This window comes from Acinetobacter sp. WC-743 (assembly GCF_000335555.1).
GTDB classification, from domain to species: domain Bacteria; phylum Pseudomonadota; class Gammaproteobacteria; order Pseudomonadales; family Moraxellaceae; genus Acinetobacter; species Acinetobacter bereziniae.
Window position 1 is genome coordinate 1 of the sequence record NZ_AMFQ01000095.1, and the last position, 625, is coordinate 625.

General features: G+C 41.1%; 1 protein-coding gene. It reads left to right on the forward strand.

Features of this window, described 5'->3' with window-relative positions:
- The coding region (locus tag ACINWC743_RS24885; RefSeq protein ID WP_009585799.1) for a hypothetical protein at nt 1-625 on the forward strand (625 nt) is incomplete at both ends.

Genomic DNA, 625 nt, shown 5'->3' on the forward strand with positions numbered 1-625 from the left:
TGATATTGTTGGTTCAAACAGCAACATCAGTACAAAAGTAAATGCAGGCAAAGTAGAAGTTGCACTATCCAATACATTGGACTTAGGTACTACAGGTAGCGTTACTACGGGTTCAACTGTAATTAACAATGCTGGTGTTACGGCAACTCAAGTTACCGCAAACAAAGTCACAGTTAATAATGCACCAACAGCAGGTACAGATGCGACCAATAAAACTTATGTAGACTCAAAAGCAGCGGCATCAAGAACAGAAGTTGCAGCTGGAAGCAATGTATCTGGCGTAGTAAAAACGACAGGTGCAAATGGTCAAGATGTTTACACAGTTAATGCCAATGGTACGACAGCCTCAGCAGGCTCATCAGCAGTTACAGTCACTGCAGGTACTAAAGATGCAAACAACGTTACTGACTATAAAGTAGATCTTGCAGCAAGCACTAAAACAGATATTCAAAAGGGTGTAGATGCGAAGACCGCTGTAGATAGCACAGGTTTAAAATTCAAAGGTGATACCGCAACGACAAGTGCGACTAAGAAATTAGGTGACACCGTTTCGATTACGGGTGATACGAACATTAGTACAGTTGCAACAACTGATGGTGTACAGGTTAAGTTAAATCCAAACTTA